This window comes from Burkholderia sp. Se-20378 (assembly GCF_017104665.1).
In the GTDB taxonomy this organism is placed as follows: domain Bacteria; phylum Pseudomonadota; class Gammaproteobacteria; order Burkholderiales; family Burkholderiaceae; genus Burkholderia; species Burkholderia lata.
Map to the genome: position 1 here is coordinate 1 of NZ_JAAGPG010000544.1, position 5,269 is coordinate 5,269.

Genomic DNA, 5,269 nt, shown 5'->3' on the forward strand with positions numbered 1-5,269 from the left:
TGCACGGGCTCGTCGGGGGCCGCATCGATCGTGACCGCGATCGACAGGTCGGCGCCCTGCCATTCGACGGACGACACCGTGCCGTGCAGTCCGCCCGCAGCCGGCGGCATCAGGGTCAGGCGCTCGGGGCGCACGCAGGCGACCTTGCCGCGCACTTCGTGGCGCGGATCGCCGAGCGGGAAGATCACGTGCGGCGGCAGCAGGTTCGCCGGGCCGAGATAGCGTGCGACGTAGCCGTCCTGCGGCGCGTCGTACAGCTGCTGCGGCGTACCGAGCTGCGCGATGTGGCCGTCGCGCATCAGCAGCGCGCGATCGGACAGCACGAGCGCATCGTCGCGGTCGTGCGTCACGCAGACGACGGTCAGGTTCGGCAGGCGCTCGTGCAACGCCTTCAGTTCGCTGCGCACCGATGCGCGCAGGTTGGCGTCGAGCGCCGACAGCGGCTCGTCGAGCAGCAGCACGTCCGGCTCGATCACGAGCGCGCGCGCCAGTGCGACGCGCTGCTGCATCCCGCCCGACAGTTGCGCGGGCAGGTGATGGCCGGCATCGCCGAGCTGCACGAGCTTCAGCGCATCGGCGACGCGGCGCGTCACTTCCGACGACGCCATGCCGCGTGCGCGCAGCCCGAATGCGACGTTCTCGAACACCGTCAGGTGCGGGAACAGCGCGTAATTCTGGAACAGCAGACCGAGATTGCGCTTGTGCGGCGGCGCATAGGTCAGGTCGCGTCCGGCAACGGTCAGCGTGCCGGTCAGGCCGTCGGCCTTCACGAACCCGGCGATGAAGCGCAGCAGCGTGGTCTTGCCGCAACCGCTCTTGCCGAGCACGGTCAGAAATTCACCGGCACCGATCGACAGCGACAGATCTTCCAGCACCGTGCGTGCGCCGTAGCGCACGCTCAGGTGTTCGATCTGCACGCCGCCCGGCGCGCCGGACCGCAGCGTTGCCTGCGGTTCGGCGGCGCCGAATGCGCCGGGATGGGTCAGGGTGGTTTCCACCGGGTTCATCCTCTTGCTCACAAATACAGGCGGCGTGCGCCGATCACTTCGGCTTGACGACGTCGAGCTGCTTGCCCGAGCTGCCGATCACGTCCTTCTTCCAGCGCTCGATCCACACCGGCTTCTTCGCCATCACCTGGGTCCAGTCGACCGGGATCAGCTTCACGCCCGCGATCGCCTTCTTGACCGCTTCGCCGTTCTTGCCGGCCAGCGGCACGTCCGTGCGGCCCGGGATGCCGTACATGTCCGGCACCTTCGACTGCACTTCCGTCGACATCAGGTAGTCGATCAGCTTCTTGCCGGCGTCCTGGTTCGGGCCGCTCTTGATCAGGCCGATGCCGTACGGGAGCTGGAACGTGGTCGGCTGGTCGCCTTCCTTCGCGGCCAGGAAGATCGGCTTGACGGACAGCGCGCCGTGTTCGGCATCGTCGAGGTCCATCTGCAGGTCGCCGTTCGCCACGCTGATTTCGTTACGCGACAGCAGCACGTTCAGGTAGCCCGTGCCCTTGGTGTGGAACTTCACGCTCTGCGACAGCTTCGCGAGGTAGTCGAACGCCTTGTCTTCGCCCATCAGCGACGTCGTCAGGATCAGCACGGCCATCCCGTCGCCGGCGGTGGCCGGGTTCGAGTACGCGACCTTGCCCGCGTAGGCCGGCGACAGCAGGTCGGCAAACGTCTTCGGCTGGTTCTTCACGACGTCCGGGTTGATCGCGAACGAGAAGTAGTTGTTCACGAACGTTGCCCACGTGCCGTCTTCGGCTTTCGCGATGGCCGGCACGTTCTTGTAGTTCACGCTCTGGTACGGCTGCAGCAGGCCCATCTGGCCGGCTTGCTGAATGAACGGCGGCAGCGTGACGATCACGTCGGCCTTCGGGGAGTTCTTCTCGATGTTCGCGCGGTTGACGACTTCACCGCTGCCCGCCGTCACGATGTTGACCTTGACGCCTTCCTTCTTCTCGAAGGCCGGCAGCACATCGCGATAGAGGTTCTCGAGACCGTCTGCCGTATACAGCACGACCGCGCTCGCCGCATGTGCGGGCAGCGCGGCGCCCATCAGACCGGCGACGCTCGCGGCCAGCGCAAGCTTGCGGAACGCGCCGGCAGCGGCGCGCGAGGGTTTCTGCAGTGTCATCTGACTTCTCCGTAGGCGGAACACCAAATGGCCGGGGCACGATCCGGCTCTCCTGTTATCTCCGGGCAGGGCCGATCGGCGGCCTGCCTCGCTACCGCGCTGAAGTGAGGTTTCGCGCGGCAAGCGAAGGATCACAGCGTTCGATGACAAACCCGTGACGAATGCCACAATTTCCAAAAAATGACACATTTTGCCAATATCATGCAAGTCATTCAGAAATGCCGCCCGGTGTTTCTTCCGACCTTTGCAAGGGAAAACCATGTCAGATCCGATTCTTCTTACGCCTGGCCCGCTCACCACGTCCGCCACAACCCGCCACGCAATGCAACATGACTGGGGCTCGTGGGATGCCGCTTTCAATCAACTGACGGCCAGCGTCTGCGCGGACCTGGTCGCGATCGCGCACGGCGGCGACGAATATGTGTGCGTGCCGATGCAGGGCAGCGGCACGTTCTCGGTCGAAGCGGCGCTCGGCACGCTGGTGCCGCGCAACGGCGTCGTGCTGGTGCCCGACAACGGCGCGTACTGCGCGCGCATCCTGAAGATCCTCGGCCGGCTCGGCATCGAAGCGATCGCGTTGCCGTTCGGCGAGGACGCGGCCGTCGATCCGGCCGCGATCGAAGCCGCGTTCGTGCGCGAGCCGCGCATCACGCACGTCGCGCAGGTGCATCTGGAGACGAGCGCCGGCATCCTGAACCCGCTCGACGACATCGCCGCCGTGTGCCGGCGCCACGGCAAGCGGTTGATCGTCGACGCGATGAGCTCGTTCGGCGCGCTGCCGATCAAGCTGGCCGGCAGCGGCATCGATGCGCTGATCTCGGCGAGCGGCAAATGCCTCGAAGGCGTGCCGGGGATGGGGTTCGCGATCGTGCGGCGCGAAGCGCTCGACGCAAGCGAAGGCAACTCGCCGTCGCTCGCGCTCGATCTCCACGATCAGTACGCGTACCTGCTCAAGACGGGCCAGTGGCGCTTCACGCCGCCGACCCACGTGATCGCCGCGCTGCGCGCCGCGCTCGACCAGTATCTCGCCGAAGGCGGCCAGCCGGCGCGCGGCGCGCGCTATGCGGACAACTGCCGGACGCTGGTCGAATCGATGCACGCGCTGGGCTTCACGCCGTTCCTCGATGCGAGCGTGCAGGCGCCGGTGATCGTCACGTTCCACGCGCCGGACCACCCGGCCTACGATTTCCGCCGCTTCTACGACGCCGTGCGCGACGCGGGCTTCATCCTGTATCCGGGCAAGCTCACGCAGCTCGAGACGTTCCGCGTCGGCTGCATCGGCGCGATCGACTCGAACGATATCCGCCGTGCGGTCGCGGCAATTGCGCAGGCTATCGAATCGCTCGGCATCGCAGTGCAGCGCGCATAAGCGCCGCCGTACTGCGCCAGCCGGCGGATCCGCCGGCACGCGCAAGCAAAAAAGCCCGGCGGCCTTGCGGCTGCCGGGCCAACGCACAGGATGTGCGTGGAGCCGGTGCTTACAGCTCGATCCGCTTGATGTCGCCGACCACGAAGATGTACGACGCCGCACCGATCAGCGCGATCACGCCGATGAACACGAGCGCGCCGACGAACGACCCGGTCGACGCGACGATGAAGCCGACCACGAGCGGCGTGACGATCCCGGCAAGGTTCGCCGCGAAGTTGAAGATGCCGCCCGTGACGCCGAGCAGGCCGTCCGGCGCGATGTCCGACACGAGCGTCCAGCCGAGTGCGGCCATCCCCTGCGCGAAGAACGCGACCGACATGATCGCGATCACGGCTTCGTTGCTTTGCACGTAGTTCGCGAGAATGATCGTCGATGCGAGCAGCAGGCCTGCGATGATCGGCAGCTTGCGCGCGAGGTTCGCGGACTTGCCGCGACGCAGCAGCCAGTCGGAGAAGATCCCGCCGAACATCACGCCGACCGACGCGGCGATGAACGGCATCACCGCGAAGAAACCGATCTTCAGCCAGCCCATGTGGCGCTCGGTGGCGAGGTAGGTCGGGAACCAGGTCAGGAAGAACACGAGCGTCGAGTTGCCGGCGAACTGGCCGAGGCAGATGCCCGCGAGCTGGCGCTTCTTCAGCAGCTTGCCGGCCATCGACCAACTGAATGCCTTCTGTTCGCCCTTCGCGCCCTTGCCACCTTTGTCACCGTCCTTGCGCACGCCGTGCACGAGGCCGCCGCCCGCCTCGATATACGCCAGCTCCTCCGAATTCGCCCCCGGATGGTTGCGCGGCTCGTGATAGAACTTCCACCAGACCAGGCCGAACACGATGCCGACCGTGCCGACGACCCAGAACAGCGAGCGCCAGCCGAACGCCCCCATCAGCGCGAACAGCACCGGACTGAAGAACGCGAGGCCGATGTACTCGCCGACGGTGTAGGTACCGGTCGCCATCGCGCGCTCGTTCTGCGGGAACCACGTCGCGACGACGCGGCTGTTGGTCGGGAAGCATGGCGCCTCCGCGACGCCCAGGCCGAGACGGCAGGCGAGCAGCGTCGCGACGCCGGGCACGAAGCCTTGCAGGAACGTGCACAGCGACCACAGCGTCATCGACCAATAATAGGTGACCTTGCTGCCGAAACGGTCGAGAAAGAGGCCGCCGGGCACCTGCGCGGCCACGTACGTCCACGAAAACGCGGAAAACATGATGCCCATCACGGCCGCGTTGATGCCGAGCTCCTTGGTGAGCTGCGGCGCAGCCACCCCCAGCACGGTGCGGTCGAGATAGTTGATCATCGTGCCGATCGCGAGCAGCGCGAGAATCTTGTAGCGCGCCGAGGTGCGCCGGACGGTGCCGGATGCCTGCGCCGGCGCGGCGCTCGTGTGGGTGGTGTGCTGCATGGTCGTCTCCTGGTCTCTCTTTCTGGAAGGGGGTCAGCGCGCGACGAGCGACTGAAAGTGATCGAACATCCGCTCGGCGTCGGGCGTGCGTCCGGTGAAGATCTCGAACGCGTCGACGGCCTGGTAGACGGCCATCCCGCCGCCCGGCAACGTGGCGCAGCCGGCCGCGCGCGCCGCGTGGATCAGTTCGGTTTCGAGCGGGAAGTACACGATGTCGGCCACCCACATGCCCGCGTGGAGCAGCTCGGCCGGCAGCGGCAGGCCCGGATGCTTGGCCATGCCGGTCGGCGTCGCGTGGATCAGGCCCG

4 protein-coding genes and 1 pseudogene are annotated in these 5,269 nt (G+C 66.8%); 1 reads left to right on the forward strand and 4 read right to left on the reverse strand.

The window, feature by feature from the left end; all coding sequences use genetic code 11:
* A partial coding sequence (phnT, locus tag G3N93_RS33255) for a 2-aminoethylphosphonate ABC transport system ATP-binding subunit PhnT (protein WP_206134861.1) occupies nucleotides 1–1,007 on the reverse strand: 1,007 nt, incomplete at its 3' end.
* A gap of 34 nt (nucleotides 1,008–1,041) precedes the next feature.
* Nucleotides 1,042–2,130 (reverse strand): 2-aminoethylphosphonate ABC transporter substrate-binding protein, encoded by a 1,089-nt coding sequence (gene phnS / locus G3N93_RS33260; protein WP_174942176.1) that lies wholly within the window; start codon nucleotides 2,128–2,130, stop codon nucleotides 1,042–1,044.
* 259 nt (nucleotides 2,131–2,389) lie between these two features.
* Between phnS and G3N93_RS33265 the strand changes: the two genes are divergently transcribed.
* Nucleotides 2,390–3,499, forward strand: coding sequence for a 2-aminoethylphosphonate--pyruvate transaminase (locus G3N93_RS33265; protein WP_174942168.1), 1,110 nt, complete (start codon nucleotides 2,390–2,392; stop codon nucleotides 3,497–3,499).
* A gap of 109 nt (nucleotides 3,500–3,608) precedes the next feature.
* Here the strand turns inward: G3N93_RS33265 and G3N93_RS33270 are convergent, their stop codons facing one another.
* A complete protein-coding gene (locus tag G3N93_RS33270; RefSeq protein ID WP_174940963.1) occupies nucleotides 3,609–4,961 on the reverse strand; it encodes an MFS transporter in 1,353 nt (450 codons plus the stop codon).
* Nucleotides 4,962–4,994: 33 nt separating this feature from the next.
* Nucleotides 4,995–5,269: pseudogene (locus G3N93_RS33275) on the reverse strand (shikimate dehydrogenase); the annotation flags it as partial.

Coding starts and splice junctions, on each gene's coding strand:
- phnS (WP_174942176.1), bottom strand. CDS start 2,130: ATGACACTGCAGAAACCCTCGCGCGCCGCTGCCGGCGCGTTCCGCAAG.
- G3N93_RS33265 (WP_174942168.1), top strand. CDS start 2,390: ATGTCAGATCCGATTCTTCTTACGCCTGGCCCGCTCACCACGTCCGCC.
- G3N93_RS33270 (WP_174940963.1), bottom strand. CDS start 4,961: ATGCAGCACACCACCCACACGAGCGCCGCGCCGGCGCAGGCATCCGGC.